General features: G+C 66.6%; 18 protein-coding genes. 4 read left to right on the top strand and 14 right to left on the bottom strand.

The features are described 5' to 3' along the window. Positions 1–10: 10 nt before the first annotated feature. On the top strand, positions 11–949 hold the full coding sequence (locus tag ACLJPD_RS17010) for a sigma-70 family RNA polymerase sigma factor (RefSeq protein ID WP_410873153.1): 939 nt from the start codon (positions 11–13) through the stop codon (positions 947–949). A gap of 5 nt (positions 950–954) precedes the next feature. Here ACLJPD_RS17010 and ACLJPD_RS17005 read toward each other — a convergent pair whose 3' ends face one another. The 5 genes from ACLJPD_RS17005 to ACLJPD_RS16985 form a co-directional block, all read right to left on the bottom strand. Further along, a complete protein-coding gene (locus ACLJPD_RS17005; protein ID WP_410873151.1) occupies positions 955–1,572 on the bottom strand; it encodes a class I SAM-dependent methyltransferase in 618 nt (205 codons plus the stop codon). A gap of 34 nt (positions 1,573–1,606) precedes the next feature. Further along, positions 1,607–2,683 carry a metallophosphoesterase gene (locus tag ACLJPD_RS17000; protein ID WP_410873432.1) on the bottom strand — a complete coding sequence of 359 codons (1,077 nt, stop codon included), beginning with the start codon at positions 2,681–2,683 and terminating at the stop codon, positions 1,607–1,609. 164 nt (positions 2,684–2,847) lie between these two features. Beyond that, positions 2,848–3,597 (bottom strand): HAD family hydrolase, encoded by a 750-nt coding sequence (locus ACLJPD_RS16995; protein ID WP_410873149.1) that lies wholly within the window; start codon positions 3,595–3,597, stop codon positions 2,848–2,850. Beyond that, positions 3,594–5,909: a glycoside hydrolase family 65 protein gene (locus ACLJPD_RS16990; protein WP_410873148.1), complete on the bottom strand. Its 2,316-nt coding sequence runs from the start codon at positions 5,907–5,909 to the stop codon at positions 3,594–3,596. Before ACLJPD_RS16990 ends, ACLJPD_RS16995 begins: the two co-directional genes overlap by 4 nt. 40 nt (positions 5,910–5,949) lie before the next feature. Beyond that, entirely contained in the window at positions 5,950–7,428 is a 1,479-nt protein-coding gene (locus ACLJPD_RS16985; protein WP_410873146.1) for a sugar porter family MFS transporter, read from the bottom strand. Positions 7,429–7,608: 180 nt separating this feature from the next. On the opposite strand from ACLJPD_RS16985, the gene ppk2 reads away from it, so the two are divergent. Continuing rightward, positions 7,609–8,544, top strand: a complete 936-nt coding sequence (gene ppk2, locus ACLJPD_RS16980) for a polyphosphate kinase 2 (RefSeq protein ID WP_410873144.1) — start codon at positions 7,609–7,611, stop codon at positions 8,542–8,544. A 5-nt stretch (positions 8,545–8,549) separates the two neighbouring features. Here ppk2 and ACLJPD_RS16975 read toward each other — a convergent pair whose 3' ends face one another. After that, positions 8,550–9,287 carry an SCO6745 family protein gene (locus tag ACLJPD_RS16975; RefSeq protein ID WP_410873143.1) on the bottom strand — a complete coding sequence of 246 codons (738 nt, stop codon included), beginning with the start codon at positions 9,285–9,287 and terminating at the stop codon, positions 8,550–8,552. A 110-nt stretch (positions 9,288–9,397) separates the two neighbouring features. On the opposite strand from ACLJPD_RS16975, the gene ACLJPD_RS16970 reads away from it, so the two are divergent. Beyond that, positions 9,398–10,054, top strand: coding sequence for a CPBP family intramembrane glutamic endopeptidase (locus ACLJPD_RS16970; protein ID WP_410873142.1), 657 nt, complete (start codon positions 9,398–9,400; stop codon positions 10,052–10,054). 10 nt (positions 10,055–10,064) lie between these two features. On the opposite strand, the gene ACLJPD_RS16965 is transcribed toward ACLJPD_RS16970, so the two are convergent. Continuing rightward, entirely contained in the window at positions 10,065–10,763 is a 699-nt protein-coding gene (locus ACLJPD_RS16965) for a GNAT family N-acetyltransferase (RefSeq protein WP_410873140.1), read from the bottom strand. Between the two features lie 241 nt (positions 10,764–11,004). On the opposite strand from ACLJPD_RS16965, the gene ACLJPD_RS16960 reads away from it, so the two are divergent. Beyond that, positions 11,005–11,388 (top strand): hypothetical protein, encoded by a 384-nt coding sequence (locus ACLJPD_RS16960; RefSeq protein ID WP_410873139.1) that lies wholly within the window; start codon positions 11,005–11,007, stop codon positions 11,386–11,388. Here the strand turns inward: ACLJPD_RS16960 and ACLJPD_RS16955 are convergent. From ACLJPD_RS16955 to ACLJPD_RS16925, 7 genes are all read right to left on the bottom strand, one after another. Further along, a complete protein-coding gene (locus ACLJPD_RS16955) occupies positions 11,368–11,583 on the bottom strand; it encodes a hypothetical protein (protein WP_410873138.1) in 216 nt (71 codons plus the stop codon). The two genes, ACLJPD_RS16960 and ACLJPD_RS16955, sit on opposite strands and share 21 nt — an antisense overlap. A gap of 7 nt (positions 11,584–11,590) precedes the next feature. Further along, positions 11,591–12,880: an MFS transporter gene (locus ACLJPD_RS16950; protein ID WP_410873137.1), complete on the bottom strand. Its 1,290-nt coding sequence runs from the start codon at positions 12,878–12,880 to the stop codon at positions 11,591–11,593. A 143-nt stretch (positions 12,881–13,023) separates the two neighbouring features. After that, positions 13,024–13,326, bottom strand: a complete 303-nt coding sequence (locus ACLJPD_RS16945) for a hypothetical protein (protein WP_410873136.1) — start codon at positions 13,324–13,326, stop codon at positions 13,024–13,026. A gap of 53 nt (positions 13,327–13,379) precedes the next feature. After that, a complete protein-coding gene (locus ACLJPD_RS16940) occupies positions 13,380–13,940 on the bottom strand; it encodes a DUF4334 domain-containing protein (RefSeq protein WP_410873134.1) in 561 nt (186 codons plus the stop codon). A gap of 13 nt (positions 13,941–13,953) precedes the next feature. After that, positions 13,954–15,618, bottom strand: a complete 1,665-nt coding sequence (locus ACLJPD_RS16935; RefSeq protein WP_410873132.1) for a GMC oxidoreductase — start codon at positions 15,616–15,618, stop codon at positions 13,954–13,956. After that, positions 15,615–17,063: a flavin-containing monooxygenase gene (locus tag ACLJPD_RS16930; protein WP_410873131.1), complete on the bottom strand. Its 1,449-nt coding sequence runs from the start codon at positions 17,061–17,063 to the stop codon at positions 15,615–15,617. The genes ACLJPD_RS16935 and ACLJPD_RS16930 overlap by 4 nt, the downstream gene beginning before the upstream one ends. After that, a complete protein-coding gene (locus ACLJPD_RS16925; protein WP_410873130.1) occupies positions 17,060–17,854 on the bottom strand; it encodes an alpha/beta fold hydrolase in 795 nt (264 codons plus the stop codon). The genes ACLJPD_RS16930 and ACLJPD_RS16925 overlap by 4 nt, the downstream gene beginning before the upstream one ends. Positions 17,855–17,991: the final 137 nt, after the last annotated feature.

Raw genomic sequence — 17,991 nt, 5'->3', positions numbered from 1 at the left:
AGTCGTGCTCATGGACACTGCCACCGTCGAGCGTTTCGAGGCCAGCCGTGATCGGCTGGCCTCGATCGCCTACCGCCTGCTGGGCTCGGCCGCCGACGCCGAGGACACCGTGCAGGACGCGTTCCTGCGGTGGCAGTCCGCTGACCGGACCTATGTCGAGGTGCCAGAGGCCTGGCTGACCAAGATCGTCACCAACCTCGCGCTCGACCGGCTCAGGTCGGCCAAGGCGCGCCACGAACGCTCCGTCGGCACCTGGATGCCCGAACCGTTGCTCGACGGCGACCCGATGCTTGGCCCTGCCGACACCGTCGAGCAGCGCGAATCGGTGACATTGGCGGTGCTGGCACTCATGGAACGGCTCTCGCCGGTCGAACGCGCCGTGTACGTGCTGCACGAGGCCTTCGCCTACCGGCATGCCGAGATCGCCGAGATCCTCGACATCACCGTCTCGGCGAGTCAGCAACACCTGCACCGGGCCCGTGCGCGAATCACCGTCGCCCGCAACACCACCGGTATCGACCGGGTAGCCGCGCGTCGCATTGTGGCCGCGTTCGTCGATGCCGCCTCCTCGGGCCGCATCGACGATCTGATCGCGTTGCTCACCGACGACGCGACCGGCGTTTCCGACGGCGTCGGCGGCCTGGCCACGAAGCTGATCCACTACCTGACCCCGCAGCGCCTCGCCCGCGCGGTGCAGGCGGGCCTCACCCCGACTCCGGCCAAGCGCCGACTCGTCGGCGGCTCACCCTCGATCCACGCGATCGTGGTCAACGGCTGCCCGGCCATGGCCTTCACGCTCGACGACCGCATTCTGGGCATCGCGATCATCGAGATCCGCGGTGACAAGATCGCGGGCCTGCGCAGCATCGCCGCACCGACGAGACTGGCCCGCCTGGCCGAGCAGTGGCAGCGCAGCGAGCACGACGCCGCGCTGATCGAATCGTGGTAGCGCCCTCACCGCCGCCCGGCGACACCGAGTGACAACGCCGCCAACGCTTTCGGCGCACCCGGCTGGTAGAACCGGTCCAGTTCGGCGATCTCGAAGCCCGCGTCGGTGATCAGCCCCGCGATGTCACGGTTGAGGTGACAGCCCCCCGCGACCTTCTGCTGAATCGGGTCGAGTCGATGCTGCCAGGTCTGTACCGACTCCTCCGGCGCGAGTCCGTGTTCGACGAAGTGCAGGGTCCCGCCGGGCCGCAGTACCCGGCGGATCTCGGCGAGCGCTGCTGCGACGTCGGGGATGGTGCACAGGGTGAAGGTCGACAGCGCGGTGTCGAAGGTGGCGTCGGGAAACGGCAGCGACTGACCGTCCAGACCGGCCCGTTCGACCGGAATCGAGCTGGCCGCAACACGTTTCGCGGCGATCTTCCATGCCGTGTCCGCGGGTTCGACCCCGCTGACCCGCTCCACGGCGGCGGGATAGAACCCGATGTTGTTGCCCGAGCCGAAGCCGACTTCGAGTACCGCGCCGTGTAGTCCGGCGCAGGTTCGCTCGCGCAGTGGCCCGTTTTGGGCACCGCCGCAGACTTTGTCGGTGATGTGCGGGAGGATCCGGTCGGTGTAGAAGCCCATCTTTGAATCATCCTCCTCCCGCCAGCGGTCCGGTTCAGCCGAGGCGGCGGTCGAAGACCTTCGTACTCGCGCCCGAGGCCGGGTCGACGGTGAGCACGCGCAGATTCACCGAGTCCGCGGTCAGGTCCATGACCATGAACCCCAGTTCGTGCTGGGTGTCGAACAGCGCGCCGTGTCCGCCGGTGGTGAGCCGCGGTTGACCGCCCGAGGTCTTGGCCGCCGCACCCGAGACGATCTGGCGGGTGCCCTTGGTCGCCGGTGTCGGTTCCAGTACCTGCAAGGTGTGGTCGTGGCCCGAGAGCAGGAACGAGACCTTGCCGAGCACATGGTCTTCGAAGAACCGTTTGGCGTGCACGCCGTTGAGCGGCTCGATCGGCAGGCCCTCGTAGTTGCCCGCGTCGCCGTGCGGCCCGTTGCTGAGGTACGGGTGGTGGGTGCAGGCGATCTTCCACTGCGCACTCGATTCGGCCAGCGCGCTGTCGAGCCAGGCGCGTTGGGCGTTCATGTACGGGCCGTCCACTGCCCAGTAGGGGTCCAGCAGCGGCGGAATATAGGCCGCGAGGGGGTTGAGATCGAGGACGAAGAACTCGACGACCGGGTTCTGTTCGGGCACCCGCACCGAGTAGTAGCGACTCGGCATCCACCATCGTGGGGACCTGGCGTGGTATTCGACCTCGTGATTGCCGCGCGCGAGCCAGCCGCCGTCACCGGGGAACACCCCGGAGGTGTCGTGGTTGCCCAGCACCATTGCCCACGGAAAGTCCAGTCCCGCATTGGGATCCTCGAACTTGGTGGCGAACTGGATGTCGTCGGGGCCGCTGGGTCCCGAGTCGTAGATGTTGTCACCGAGTCCGACCGCCATCGAGAACGGTTCGCGGGCGTGAAGAGCGCGGGCCGCGTCGGCGACCGCCCACTGGGTGCGGGTGCCGGTGCCCGCGTCGCCGGTGATCAGAATCCGTGCGGTGCGTCCGGCCTTCGGGGCGAATTTGGGCACCTCGGCAGGCACCGCCGCGGCGGGTGTGAGCCCCACCAGCGACATGCCCGCGAAGACACCGGCGGCCCCGGCCAGGACGTCACGACGGCCGATTCCGGACGAGAACTGATCGCGCATGGTCACCTTCTGGAGAGTGGCTCTATTGGACAACTGACCTGATCGAAGCACACTGACATGTCGCGCCGCAGCATAGACCGTGCACAGCGACTGAAATGACACCGCACACGATCGACACGCCGCGTGCCCACTTGTGGACGCGTGGGCGGTCTCCGTGGAGTTGCTCAGCCGACCCCCGGTCGAACCTCCGGCACCGGGGTGTCGAGTAGTTCCGCCAAGTCGCTGACGACGATGTCGGCGCCGGCATCACGCAACGCCGACGCGCCGCTCCCCCGGTCGACACCGACCACCCAGAATCCGCCCCGCCGACCCGCCTCGACCCCCGACACCGCGTCCTCGATGACCACCGTGTGCGCCGGCTCCGCCCCCACACGCTGTGCGGCCGTGAGGAACATGTCGGGCGCCGGTTTGCTCGCGAGGCGTTCGTCCTGGGCAACGACACCGTCGACGACCACCGCGAACCTGTCCCGCAGACCGGCCGTGTCGAGCACGAGCACCGCGTTGCGCGAGCTCGACACCACCGCCAGCGGGATACCGGCGGCCGCGAGCGCGTCGACCAGGCGCAACGACCCCTCGAACACCTCGACGCCGTCCCGACCGATGATCTCGGTGAAGCGGACGTTCTTGCGATTGCCCAGCCCGTGCACGGTGTCCGTGTCGGGCGGGTCGTCCAGCTCACCGTCGGGCACGTCGACGCCCCGCGAATCGAGCACCGACCGCACGCCCGCCGCCCGCGCCTTGCCGTCCACCAGTGCGAAGTAGTCGGCATCGGTGTACGGCGCGGCCGCTGGTGCGACTCTCGGCAGGAACTCGGTGAACAGCGCCGACCACGCCCGCCGATGCACCGCCGCGGTGTCGGTGAGCACACCGTCGAGATCGAACAGCACTGCCTGCGAGGCGAAGACGCCCGTCATGACGCCTCGACCACGACGCCGGGTTCGAGAACCACCGGCCGACCCCACACGGTGATCCGCACCGCCGACCCCGCCCCGACCAGTTCGAATCGCGCGTCTCGATGCCCGAGATCGGCCCGCACCGTGCGCCCACGCCAGTGCACCGAGAACCGCAGCCGTTGCCAGGACGCCGGCAGCGCGGGCGAGAAACGTATCCCGTCGGCGGTGGCCCGCAAGCCCCCGAAACCGTGCGTCGCGGCCTGCCACGTGCCCGCGGCCGACGCGATGTGGATTCCCTCTTCGGTATTGCCCTGGTTGTCTTCGAGATCGACGAACGCCGACCGCCCGAAATACCTTTCCGCCGTGCGGAAATCGCCCACCTGCACACCCACGATCGCGTGAATCGACGGGCTCAGCGAGGACTTGTGCATGGTGCGCTGCTCATAGAACTCGTAGTTGCGCCGACGGGTGGACAGCGAGTATTCGTCGGGCAGCATGTGCAGCAACATCACCACATCGGGCTGTTTGAGCAGCGAGGTGTTCTCCCAGTTGAAATGGTCGGCACCGACCGGGTACACCGGCATATCGTGGTCGTCCCATTCGACGATGGGCACGACCGTGCGATCGAAATAGCCGTCGAATTGTTCGATGACACCGCAGTCGGGATCGGTCGGTGCCCGCAGCCGGTCCGCGGTAGCCAGCCACTGGGCCGGTTCGCCCGGGTCGAGCCCGATCGCGGTCACGAGGTCGCGCAGCTGATCGGGCCGCTCCTGTGACATCCGTTCGTACACCGCTGCAGCCTGGTGCAGATGCCAGTGCACCAGTTTGTTGGTGAAGGCATTGTTGTCGACGTGGGAATGGAATTCGTCCGGACCCATCACCGCCCGGATAACGAGCGAATCCCCCTCTTCGACACACCGGTGCACCCAGAACCGAGCGGTCTCGAACAGGATCTCGGCACCTTCGCCGAACAGGTAGTCGTCATCGGCGGTGATGGTGGCGTACCGCATGATCGCGTAGGCCACATCGGCGGTGATGTGCAGTTCTTCTTCACGCGTGTAGAAACGGTCTTTACCGTCGGGGGTGTATTGCGGGCATTCCTCCCGGCCGGTATCGGCGGACTCCCACGCGAAGCGAGCACCACCGGTTCCGTTGTCGGCGGCCACTTCTCGCGCACCCGGCAGCGTGTGGTGACGGTAGCCGAGCAGCGCGCGGGCCGCGCGCGGCTGGGTGAACAGGAAGAACGGCAGCAACATCACCTCGGTGTCCCAGAAGACATGGCCTCGATAGCCTTCGCCGGACAGCGATTTCGCGCCGATGCTCACGGTCGGGTCGTCGGGGTCGGCGGCGATGAGCAGGTGATAGATCGCGAACCGCAGCGCCCGGGTCACCCGGTCGTCGCCGACCACTTCGCAGTCGGCGACGGCCCACAGCCGCTCCCACGCCGCACGGTTCGCTTCGGCCGCCAGATCGAAGGTGGCTGCCCGCGTCACCGTGTCGACCGCTCGTGCACGCACGGGGGCCGATGCCCGATAGTCGCGGCTGGTCGCGATCCCGACGAGTTTGTCGACTCGCACGGATTCGCCCGCGCCGGTATCGAATTGCCACTCCATCTCGATCGCGTGGTGCCGGAACCGCTGCTGGCGCCGCCCGCCGTCGGCGGTGCAGGTGAAGGCGTAGACGAGGTCGATGCCGCTGTCGATGGTGCGGCTCTCGATGACACCGACCTCACCGTCGAACCCCGCACCGACCGACACCAGATGCGTGGACTTGGCCCACTTGTCCCACTTGCGTTCGTAGCCGAACGCGGTCTGCTCACGGTAGGTCGGCAGTCGTTCGAGATTGCGCCGGTTCGCGTCGATCCCGGTCCGCACCGTCACCGACGCCGTCCGATCCAGGCAGCTCACCTCGATCCGCACACCGCACAGGTCACGATCGGCGGTGCTGGCGAACCGCTGTGTGCGCAGCCGCGCCCGCGTACCGTCGGGCAGCTGAAAGACCGTGTCGCGGTGCAGGACTCCACTGCGCAGGTCCAGTTCGCGGCGGTGCTCGACGACCTGCGCGGTCTCGGTGTCCAGGCGCACACCGTCGACGAAGACCTCACTGTCGAGCCAGTCCGGCGCGTTCACCAGGTCGATGACCGGGCAGTCGTAGGCGTCGTAGACACCGGCGATGAACGTGCCGGGCAACGCCCCGGTGTGGCGTTCCTCGAGCGACCCCCGGGTACCCAGACGTCCGTTGCCGACGGTGAAGATCGTCTCGAAGTAGTTGGCGCGCTGCGGGTTCCAACCATCCTCGATGACCGTCCAGGTCGCGGAATCGAGAAGATGCATCGCCCAGCCTTCCTCGTCGAGGGTGACGCACACACGTCGGTCAGGCGCTGGCGGTAGGCCGTTCGTAGCCGGTGGCCTCGTCCATGTCCTCGAGCGACATTCCCTTGGTCTCGGACACGAACTTGGCGACGAAACCCAGTGACAGCAGGGCGAACACCGCGTACATACCGTAGGCGACACCGAGCGAGAAGGTCTTCAGGCTGGGGAACGAGACGGTGATCGCCCAGTTCGCCGCCCACTGCCCCGCCGCGGCGAGCGACAGTGCCGCGCCACGGATCCGGTTCGGGAACATCTCACCGAGCAGCACCCACACCACCGGGCCCCAGCTCATCCCGAAGAACACGACGAACAGGTTCGCCGCGACCAGGGCGATCGGGCCGGCCGCGCCGGTCAGCTGCGGCTCCATGACGCCCTCGGCGTCGGGTACCTGATCGGCGGAACTGAAACAGATCGCCATCGTGGCCAGGGTGACGGTCATGCCGATCGAACCGGTGAGCAGCAGCGGTTTACGCCCGACCTTGTCGATGAGCATGATCGCGACAATGGTGGTGGCGATGTTGACCACCGAGGTGAACACGCTGATCTGGAACGACCGTGATTCCTCGAAACCGACGGCCTCCCACAGCACGTTCGAGTAATAGAAGATCACGTTGATGCCAACGGCCTGCTGGAACACCGACAGCATCAGTCCCACCCACACGACCGGGTAGAGCCCGCCACCGTTGCGGCGCAGGTCCTTCCACGACGGTTTGGTGTCGCTGCGCAGGCTCTCCTCGATGCGGCCGATGGTGATCTCGAGGTTCTTCGCACCGAACAGCATCGACAGCACCCGGCGCGCCTCGCCGATCTTGTGCGTGGCGACCAAAAAGCGCGGTGACTCGGGAATCGTGGAGGCCAGCACGCCGTAGACCACGGCGGGCACCACCATCGACAGGAACATCCAGCGCCACGCCTCGAGGCCCAGCCACAGCGTCTCGCTCGCGCCACCCGCCAACTCGGCGAGCACGTAGTCCACCAGCAACGCCAGGAAGATACCGAGCACGATGGCGAGTTGTTGCAGTGACCCGAGCCTGCCGCGGATGCGCGCGGGCGAGGTCTCGGCGATGTAGGCCGGGGCGATCACCGAGGCCACGCCGACACCGACACCGCCGATCACCCGGCCGAGCACCAGGATCCAGACATCGGGAGCGAAGGCGGTGACGACGGCGCTGATGAAGAACAGGATCGCGGCGATCCGCATCACCTTGAGCCTGCCGATGCGATCGGCGATCCGGCCCGCGGTCATCGCACCCGCGGCGGCACCGAGCAGGGCCGAGGCCACGGCGAAGCCCAGAACGGCGTCGTCGACATCGAATTCGGTTTGGATCGCCGAGACCGCGCCGTTGATCACGGCACTGTCGAAGCCGAACAACAATCCGCCCAGCGCCGCGACCGACGCGATCCGGACAACGCGGCTGCCCGAGGCGGGCTCGCCGTCGGGAAGTGCGGACTGGTCGGTGAAGGAGCCTCCATCGTGCATCGGCGTCGTCCTCTCCACGGCGGGCATCAGCGCCTCGCGAATAGCGGCATGAATCAGATCTCAGTGTGCCCCGTCTGCGGTGGCTTCTGCCGGAACTCGCGAGCGCGCGTCCCCATCGCCGTGTTGGGTGGGCACCGCGTGTTCATCTGGGCGACACGCACATCATTTAGCGTCCGAAGGATGACCGATGTCGAGATTGGCCCGATCCCCCGTGTCGTCAGCGAGATCGCCGATCTCGCGACCGTCGTGAACCTGGCCGACACCAGCGGATTCACCGTCGACGACAGCGACGACGACGATCCGGTCCTGCTCACCGAACCCGGCGGCTTCATCGTCGACACCTGGCGCGAGGGCTACCCCTACGACGAACGTCTCTCGCGCCTGGAATACGACCTCGACAAACGGCTGCTACAGATCGAACTGCTGAAACTGCAGAACTGGGTGAAGGCGACCGGTCGCCGCGTCGTCATCGTGTTCGAAGGCCGCGACGCCGCGGGCAAGGGCGGCACCATCAAACGGTTCATGGAGCATTTGAATCCGCGCGGCGCTCGGGTCGTCGCCCTGGAAAAGCCCTCCGCGCGCGAATCCACCCAGTGGTATTTCCAGCGCTACGTCGAGCACCTGCCCGCCGCGGGCGAGATCGTGCTGTTCGACCGCTCCTGGTACAACCGTGCGGGTGTGGAACGAGTGATGGGTTTCTGCACGTCCGAAGAGCATCGTCGATTCCTGTCGCAGGTGCCGCTGTTCGAACGGATGCTCGTCGACGACGGCATCGACCTGGTGAAGTTCTGGTTCTCGGTCTCGCCGCTGGAGCAGCGCACCCGCTTCGCCATCCGCCAGGTGGACCCGGTGCGGCACTGGAAGCTCTCGCCGATGGACCTGGCCTCGCTCGACAAGTGGGACTCCTACACCGCGGCCAAGGAGGAGAACTTCGAGCACACCGACACCGACCACGCACCGTGGATCGTGGTCAAGAGCAACGACAAGAAGCGGGCCAGGCTCAATGCGATGCGGTATGTGTTGAGCGGGTTCGATTACGAGAACAAGGATTTCGAGGTCGTCGGCACCGCCGACCCACAGATCGTGGGCCGCGGGCGCGACGTGATCGGTTACTGAAAATTCTAGCGGCTCAGGGCTACTCGGTGCGCTTCGAGCATCAGCGTGGTGAGCTCGGCACGCTCGGTGTCGTCGAGGACCTCGAAACAGGGTGCGATCAGTTCGTCGGTCAGCTGCTCCGCCGCGTCCCAGCGCGCCTGGATGTCCTCGGTGACCGGCTCGAACGGTTCGGCCCAGCCGAGGAACTTCGCGTGGCCCGGTCCGTCGTAGATCGGTGAACCAGCGACCAGGATCGCCTGCAGCGGGGTGAGCCCGTTGGCCAACACCGCGATCAGGTGCAGTCCGCCGCGTAGTTCGCGCAGCACATGTGTCAGCTGTAGCACCGCGGCCCGACCGTCCTGCGGCACCGGCATCGCCCGCCATCCGGCGAACAACGGCACCCCGGTCGAGGGTGCGGCCTCGACCACGCGTCGCAGGAGTTCGGCGAGCCGGTCGGCCCGGTCGAACGCGGCGAGCTTGCGTTGCCCGAAATCACGGCACGCGACCATGTACGCCGTCGCGGCCTCGGCAGCGGGCATGGGCACCGATTCCCACGCGGTGCGCACACCTGCGGGTTCGAAGAAGCCGAAGGCCGCGGTCACGACATCGGCGTCGACGTCACCGAGAACCCCACCGCGTCCGCGCGTGTAAGCGCCCTGGAATCCTTCCACCCCGGTCGCCTCCCCGAACGTCCTCGCCTCACGCGAGATCATGAACGCCCCACCGAGTTCGAGTACCTGCCGTTTGACCGCTGCCGACGTCATTCGTCTGCCACCTTCCGCTGTAAGTCCACTCCAGGCAGACTTTAGCGTCCAATAGTCAGATGCGATAGCCTTTCGTAGGGACGACGACTGCACCCCGTAGGCTCGAGGGCATGATCGTCGAGACCGGCCGCACCAACCGGAAGGCCTGGCTCACCGTCGAATTCGTCGCCTTGTTCTTCGGCCTGACCGGGTTGTTCGCGACATTTCTGCGCGGTGTGGGTCCGCTGCCCTTCTTGCTGGTGATCACCGTCGGCATCGTGATCTATCTTCGCCGCACCGGTTTCGACCGCCGCGCCTTCTGGGGAGCGGATGCACTACGGCCGGCCCTGCCCGGCATCCTCGCGCTCTGGGCGGTCTCGGCCGTCGTCCTCACCGTCGCGGTAGCCCTCTTACGCCCCGACTCCCTGTTCGATCTACCTCGCGAACGTCCCCTGATCTGGGTGCTGATCCTGGTCTTCTACCCCTTGGTCAGTGTGTACCCGCAGGAACTGCTCTTCCGCGCGTTCCTCTTCCACCGCTACACCCCGATCTTCGGCGACGGCCCCCGCATGATCGCCGCCAGTGCCACCGCGTTCGGTTTCGCCCACTTCATCGTCGGCAACTGGATCTCGGTGCTGCTGAGCATCGCGGCGGGCGCGCTGTTCGCCATCCGGTACCAGCACACCCGCTCGCTGCTCACCACCTCGATAGAACACGCCCTCTACGGCATCCTCGTCTTCACCGTCGGCCTCGGCGACTTCTTCTATCACGGTGCCGCCGGCAACTGAGGCCCTGGGACTACGGGGCCTGCACCAGGGTCAGCATCGACTTCTTTCGCACGGTAAAGCCCAACGTCTCGTACAAACTGATCGCCGACCTGTTGTGCGCGACCGCATGGAGAAACGGCGTCTCACCCCGCGCCCGAATTCCCGCCCCGACCGCACGGATCAACCGCGACGCGATCCCCCGTCCCCGGAATTCGGCATCGGTGCACACCGCACTGATCTCGGTCCACCCCGGCGGATGCAGCCGCTCGCCCGCCATCGCCACCAACCGCCCCTCGACCCGCAACCCCAAATAGGTGCCCATCTCGATCGTCCGCGGCGCGTACGGCCCCGGCTCGGTGCGAGCGATCAGCTCCAGAATCTCGGGAACATCAGCGGCAGTGAGTGTTTCGAGATCGGGATCAACGCCGACCCGCAACCCGGCACCCTCCATCTGCACCGTGTCGAACTCGGCGAGCACCGTCCACCCCGCCGGCGGCACATGCCCTGTCCCACGGATCCCAGCACTCCCACCCGACCCGAGCGCAAACCCCAGATCAGCCCAGTCCTGCCCGTCCAACACCGCCGGATGCCCAACGAACCGCGCCACCTCCGGCTCGTAGCGCCCGATCCGCCCCACCCACTGCGCGAACCGCCGGTGCTCCCCCCGCAACGAAGCCCGCACCGGATCATCCAACGGATGCACCGCGACATCGACGTCGACCGTCACCACACCCTCCTGACCACCGAACCCGACCGCAGAAACGTTAGCCGAACACACAACCCACGGCACCGATTGCACTCACGATGATTGCGGCCCGAAGCATTCGACGTCATAGCGCCCGGAATGGTAGCGAGGTGGTAGCGAAATCTCTCTTCCTCCAACGATTTCCGGCCGGCAGACCGCTGTTTGACCCTTCGAGAAGCGGGCATTCGCACCGTGCAAGGACAAACCTCTACCGGAGGGACCTCCCGTGTTCACACACTTACGAGGCGCCGTGTTGATCGGGTTGCTGGTTGTGGCCGGGTGCGCTACCAGTACCGAGGCGCCCGATCCCGGTCTGCCACCATCGGCGGCGAACGCGCCGGAAATCTCCGACGAGGCCGCCAAGCACCTGTGCGAGATGATGGCGCCGGATCTCGACACGTGGCGGGCGCAGGGGGCCACGGTTGCTCGCGTGTCGTTCAACGGCACGGTGCAGAACTGGGCGGTGCGTAGTGGTGGCATCAACGTCGCGGTGGCTCGCAATCGCGAGGTGATCGATACGGTGACGAAGCAGCACTGCCCTGATGTGCGCGAGCAGGCCATACAGGCATTCGACGTGCCGGATCTGGCCTCAGCGCTCGTCGGCGTCTGAGCCCGCGGTATCGGAAACGGCAGGTTCTTGGACGGTGCCGTTCCGTCGGTCCCGCAGGACGAGCACACTCGCTGCAACCGTCCAGATCACCGCGAACGCGACCGCGCGCATCAGACTCCAGTTGACTATCAGCATCACGAGGGCGACGCCGCCGAACAGCGTCAACAGTCGGCCGGTACTCGTCTGACCTTTCATCGCCAGATCATCCCACGGTCCCCGCGACCTCTCGCGACGAGCTATCGTCAGCTCTCGGCCTGCACGGGCGAACTTTCGTCGCGGATAGGTGGGGGCGAGTGGCCCAGGCAAGCGCGGGCACGATCAGCAGTGCAATTCCGGCGCCGAGGAACGCAAGACCCGGGAAGTCGGCGAATGCCACAATGACCCCGGACCCGAGCCCACCGCCGGCGCCCGCGATGGCGATCCCCACATCGACCGTGCCCTGCGTCCGAGCACGGGTCGCGACCGGCGTCGCATCGGCGATCATCGTCGTCCCCGCGACCAACCCCAGATTCCAGCCCACCCCGAGCAACCCGAGCGCCACGGCCAGGGCCCCCACCGAACTCGGCGGAGCAAGGGCCGCGGCCGATCCGGCCGCAACCAGGGTGGCGGCGGCGGCCACCGCGACCAACCCGGATCCGAACCGATCGACGAGCATCCCCGACAACAACGACGGCAGATACATCCCCGCCACATGCACCCCGATCACAAAACCCGCCGCACCGACGCCGTGCCCGTGATGCTGCATATGGATCGGCGTCATCGTCATCACGGCAGCCATGACCAACTGGGTCACCACCATCACCGTCGTCCCGGCCACGATCGGTGCCGACCACCGCGTCGTAACGGTCGCCACGACACCTTCCTCGGGCTCGCGGGCCTCCTCGATCTCCTGCGCGAGTATGAGCGGATCCGGCCGCAACATCACCCACAACACCAGCCCTGCGAGCAGATACGCCACCCCGGACAGCACAAACGGCCCTGACAAACTCGGAATACCCCACCGCACAGCAAGATCCGACATCGGCGTCGTCAGATTGGGCCCGACCACCGCGCCGACCGTCGTCGCCACCAGGACCGTGCTGATCGCGCGTGCCCGATGCGCGGGTCGGGCCAGATCAGCACCGGCATAGCGAGCTTGCAGACTGGTCGCCGTGCCCGCCCCGTAAACGATCAACGACACGAACAGCAGCGGCAGGCTTCCGGTCACCGCGGCCGCCACCACCCCGAAACTTCCCAGCGCACCCGTCAGATATCCGAGAGTGAGACCCGCCCGTCGCCCCGCTCGCTGCGAAATCCGCCCGACACCCACCGCCGCGGCCGCCGACCCGACCGTGAACATCGCGCTGGGCACCCCCGCCCACCCGGTGGACCCGAGCATGTCCTGCGCCAGCAACGCACCGACGGTGATCCCCGCGGCAAGCCCCGCCCCACTGAAGATCTGCGCCGCGACCAACACGGCCAGCGTGCGCCGTTGCGCGGGATGCTCGCTCATGAGCGTCAACAGTGCGGCACAGATGGACGCGGGTCCAGTCGTTAGGCGCGGAAAGGTCCAGTGCCGACGAACCGGCCTTCTCGATCGAGGTGAGGTCCGCTGCTAACGCGAGAAGTGTCCCAGTCGGCGCCGTTTTCCGTGCCTCAGTGACCACATGGATCGGTCAGACGCAGACCCTCACCGACCTTGATCCGGCGATGCTCGACGAGCACGATCCCCACTCCGGACAGCACGCACACACCGCTGACGATCCCGGCGGTCACCGCCCACCCGACATGCCCGGAAGCGGCCGCCGTCAAGGTGGCCGCGAGCATCACGATGCCGATTCCGACGAGCAACAGTCCCGGCCAATTGAGCGAGTCGTGGACCAACTCACCCGCGTGTGAACGCGTCGTGCGTTCGGTGTCGGGAAATTTGTGTTGATGGGGATCGATGTAGTCGGTCATGGCACGGCCTCCTTGCGACGAGGGGTCCTCCCCATCCGGCGCGTACCCCCGATTCACTCGGGCAAACGAGCAGCATCCTGCGCGTTCTCGCGAACGAGCACGAAGAAATACGGATCCGGGAACGTCCGGTAGTCCATCAAACCCAACACGGTGTCGTCATCGACGCGGCGGAACACGTCGATGATCGCCAGATGGTCGTACACCATCGCCGTGGTCACGACCCCGCGATGATCGACCGCCCGCAGCCGCGCCCGGTATCGGCGGGTGCGCAAGGCCGGCTTCAACACCCCGAGCATTCCCCGACCCCGCTCGACCGCCTTGCTCGGCACCTTGCCGACCAGCCCCAACGGCACCCGCTGCGGATCGACAGCGAAAACGTCTCCCGACGGATCTCGAAACAGCAGCGGATGCACACTGTCGGCACCGTCGAACTGCTTGCCGTACCACCCGGACGCTACGAGCAGCCCGTCCAGCTGATGACCGGTGGCCAGCTCACGACCGTGCCACCGCCCGGTGAGCTGGGTCGCGGGCGCCGGGGCCAGGCTGTCGAACAGGGCCAGCGCCGCCTCCCGCGAGCACGCGGGTTCGAGCGCGGTGAGTTGGTCGATTGTCATGAATCTCCTCGTATCAGGCAGGCAGTCGCAGCGCACCGGGCGCCGACGCGGGAACAGCGGGCTGGACCGGGGCGACCGGACTGACCCGCTGGTAGGCGGCACCGAGGTCAGGTCGTGGATCCGGCTCACCCTTGTTGGGCCAGAACGCCATCGCACGCTCGGCCTGCGCGGTGATGGTGAGCGACGGATTCACACCCAGGTTGGCGGTGATCGCGCTACCGTCGGCGACGTGCAGGCCGGGATGGCCGTACACGCGCTGGTAGGGGTCGATCACGCCGGTGTCGCGGGAGTCGCCGATGGTGCAGCCGCCGATGTAGTGCGCGGTAGCGGGGATATTGAAGATATCGGTGGCGATATTGCCGGTGATGCCGTCGGATTCGGCCGCGTACCGGCGGGCGATGTCGTGGGCCAGCGGAATCCACTCCGGGTTCGGCTCACCGCTGCCCTGTTTGGTCACCAACCGCTTGCCCTTCAGATACGAGGTCAGCGAGTTGTCCAGCGACTGCATGACCAGCAGAATCACCGACCGCTCCGACGCACCGTGCGCATTCTGCGAACGCACGAACTGCACCGGATGCAACAAGATCGTCAGCAACAGTCGCAGGAACCGGAACGCCCCACCGTCGACCATCGGCACAGTCTGCACGAACAGCGCGTTCTGACCCTTGCCGTAGGTGCATACCTCCACATGCGTCTGCGGTTCCGGGTGAATCGAGGACGTGATCGCCACGCCCTGGGAGAAATCACGCTGGGACTTACTGGTCACCCCGATGATCGCCTCGGAATTGCTGCGGGTCAGCTCGCCGACCCGTGCGGACAACTCGGGCAGCGTGCCGTCGCGACGCAAGGTGTGCAGCAACTTCTGGGTGCCCAGCGCCGCCGCCGCGAACACCACCTGCTCGGCGGTGAACGTGCGACGCTGCTTGCGCACCCAACCGTTCGACTGCACCGTCTCCACGCGATAACCGCCGTCGCCATCCGGCGCCACCGACGTCACCGTCGTCAACGGATGCACCTGTGCGCCGTTGCTTTCGGCCAGATGCAGGTAGTTGAGCGTGGTCGTGTTCTTCGCATTGTGCTTGCAGCCGGTGAAGCACTCCGAACAGTGGATGCAGCCTGCCCGGCGCGGACCCGCACCACCGAAGTACGGGTCATCGACCTCGACACCTTCGGAACCCTCGTTGAAGAAGACACCGACGTGGGTGCGATGGAAGGTGTCGGCGACCTTCAGATCACGCGCGATCTGCAACAGCACGTCGTCCTTCGGCCCCACCCGCGGATTCTCGACCACGCCCAGCATCCGCGCGGCCTGGTCGTAATACGGGGCGAGCTCGGACTTCCAATCGGTGATGTGCGCCCACGCGCGGTCGCGATAGAACTCCGGCAGCGGTTCGTAGAGCGTATTGCCATAGATCAGCGAACCGCCACCCACACCCGAACCGCTGAACACCAGACACTTGCCGAGCACGCTGATCCGCTGCGGTCCGGTGAGGCCCAGGCGCGGCGCCCAGATGGCCTTGGGAATGTTCCAGTTGGTCTTCGGATAGTCCTCGACGTTCCAGCGCCTGCCGGATTCGAGAACACCTACCCGGTAACCCTTTTCGGTCAGCCGCAGCGCGCTCACGCTGCCACCGAAACCGGAACCGACGACGATCACGTCGTAGTCGTAGTCATTCATCGCGACACCACCTCGTAGTCGGCGGGATCGAACCGCGCCTGATTCTTGTATTGGATTCCCAGCAGCGGCCAGTTGGTCGTGATCCGGCCGTCGGCCTGGCGATACCAGGATGTGCACTGGCTCCACACGCTGCCGCGCAGGTGCGCCTGGATCCGGTCGTCATAGGCCTGCTCCACATCCGGACGCACCGTCAGCGCGCGACCGGACGCCGCCAGATGGGCGACGTAGTCGCCCAGGTACTTCGCTTGCGCCTCGAGGAAATAGATGATCGAGCCGCCACCGGTATTGGTGTTGGGCCCGTACATGATGAACAGGTTCGGAAACCGCGGCACGGTCATGCCGTAATAGGCGTGCGCGCCGCTGTCCCACTCCCGCGTCAGTTCCAGACCCTGTGCGCCCGTGATCGTCATCGGCGCCAGGAACTCGGTGGTGGTGAAACCGGTCCCCCAGATGATGACGTCGACCTCGTGCTCACGCCCGTCCGCGGTGCGCACCCCCGACGGGGTGATCTCGGCGATCCGCTCGGTGGCCACCTCCACATTCGGTTCGGCCAGCGCCGGAAGGTAGTTGTCGGAGAACAGGATTCGCTTGCAACCGACCGGATAGTCCGGCCACACCTTCTCGAACAGACCCGGCTTGGCCTTGGTCTGCCTGCGCATGTGCCATTTCGAGACGGCCTTGATCGCGGCGGCCAGCGGTTTCGCGTACACCCAGGCGACGCTGAGCCCTTCGACCACGCCGTACCAGGTGCCGCGCTCGGCGAGTTCGGTCACCGGCAGCTTCTCGAACACCCGCTGATGGCGCGCGGAGAACTCGCGGTCGGGTCGCGGGATGATGTAGGGCGCGGTCCGCTGGAACAGCGTCAGCTTCTCGACCTGCGGTTGGACCTCGGGAACGAACTGGATCGCACTCGCCCCGGTACCGATCACCGCGACGCGCTTGCCCGTCAGATCGACATCGTGATCCCACTCGGCGGAGTGAAAGCTGTTGCCGCCGAAGCTGTCCCGACCCTCGATCGTGGGCAGGGCAGGTCGGGAGAGCTGACCGACCGCAGACACCAGCACATCGACCACCACGGTGTCCCCGCCGCTGAGCCGGACCGTCCACTGCCCGGTGACGTCATCGAACGCGGCGCCGAGCACCTCGGTGCCGAAACGGATATGACGGCGGACATCGTATTTCTCCGCGACGTCCCTGATGTAGTCGAGAATCACCGGCTGCCGCGAGAAGCGGTGCGGCCAGCGCGGATTCGGCTCGAACGAGTAGGAGTAGAACGGGGACGGCACGTCGCAGGCGGCACCGGGATAGGTGTTCTCCCGCCAGACGCCGCCGACATCATCGGCCTTCTCGAACACCACGATGTCGTCGAAGCCGCGCTTCTTCAGTTCGATCACGGCCGCCAGGCCGCCGAACCCGGTGCCGATCACGGCGATGGACGGTGTCATGAGGTCCCTTCGAGAACGAGGCGAGCACAGGTATCGGGGTCGTCGCTGAACGGGAGATGCCCGCAGCCGGGGAGGTCGACATGACGCGCGAACGGCAGCACCACCCGGGCCCGAGCACTCTGGGTGCGGTGCACGAGCACGATGTCGCGGGTGCCCCACGCGATCGTCACCGGGATCTCACCCAGCGAGCCACGGTCGTCGCCGGGATCGAGGACGTAATTGCCGAAGTCGTCGCGTGCGGCCGTGAAGGAGGTGGCGCCCGCCAATCCGGCCAGGTCGGTCCTGGCAGCGTCGGGAGCGACGCGGACGGGGTGGCCGAACATGGACGAGAGCAAGGCGACGCGGCCCGCGGGGTGCTCGACCAGCCGACCCAATGCGGGCCCGGCGACGCGGGCGGCCCCACGCATGCTGGTGAGCAAGCTCTGTGTCCAGCGCCGACCGACGGGACCGTAGAAGCCGACCGGAGAGAACGCGGTGACCCCGGACGCGACCCCGGCGCGACCCAGTTCGAGAGCGATACCGCCGCCCATCGAGCTGCCGACCACATGCGGGCGTCGAATGCCGTTGTCTGCCAACCATTGCGTGAGCCAGGTGGCGTATCCGCGCGGGCCCGGCCGCACAGAGTCCAGCGCGGGTGAATCACCGAAGCCGGGTAGATCGATCGCGATGACCTCGTGCTGCTGTGCCAGCAGCTCGATGATCGGCGCGAAAACCTCCCGGCGACTGCCCAGACCGTGTACGAGCACGATCGGCGCACCACTGCCCCGGCGGAGGGTCGAGATCTGCGTCATCGCAGCCCTTCATCCAAATAAACAGTTACTACGTACGGTTTCTTGATTGCACCAGCTCGATCCACCCACGTCAAGAGGTGACGGCCGACACTTTTCGATCAATCTACCGAATCTTGTCGGCAGCACGTACGATTTCT

It is taken from the genome of Nocardia sp. A7 (genome assembly GCF_046549215.1).
GTDB lineage: Bacteria > Actinomycetota > Actinomycetes > Mycobacteriales > Mycobacteriaceae > Nocardia.
Note: the sequence above shows the minus strand (reverse complement) of the source record. Positions and strands in the feature narration are given on the sequence as shown.